The sequence below is a fragment of the Mycobacterium sp. Soil_C_30 genome (assembly GCF_057656995.1).
This window is the reverse complement of record NZ_JBDGJH010000082.1, coordinates 1-242: the sequence shown is the minus strand read 5'-3', so window position 1 is coordinate 242 and position 242 is coordinate 1. Positions and strand designations below refer to the sequence as shown.

Annotated in this window: 1 protein-coding gene; it reads left to right on the top strand. The window is 68.6% G+C overall.

Going from position 1 to position 242, the window contains the following annotated elements:
* Nucleotides 1-242, top strand: a 242-nt coding sequence (locus AC3A6P_RS36210; protein WP_487697483.1) for a DUF222 domain-containing protein, incomplete at both ends; no start/stop codon positions are given.

The window sequence follows — 242 nt, the reverse complement described above, 5'->3', positions numbered from 1 at the left end:
GAGAAAACCTGGGCCTACGACGAATGGAACGCCGTGCGGGATCAGGTGGGCCCGGTGATGCGGCTGAGCGCACGGCGCGCCTCCACCCAGATGCGGCTGGCCGAAGGGCTGGCCCGGTCCCCGAAGGTCGCCGCCCTCCTGGAAGAAGGGATCCTCAACATCCGAGTCGCCGAAACCCTGATCTACCGCACCGAACTGCTGCTGCCGTCGGTGCAGGCCACCGTCGATGCCGAGCTCGCCGC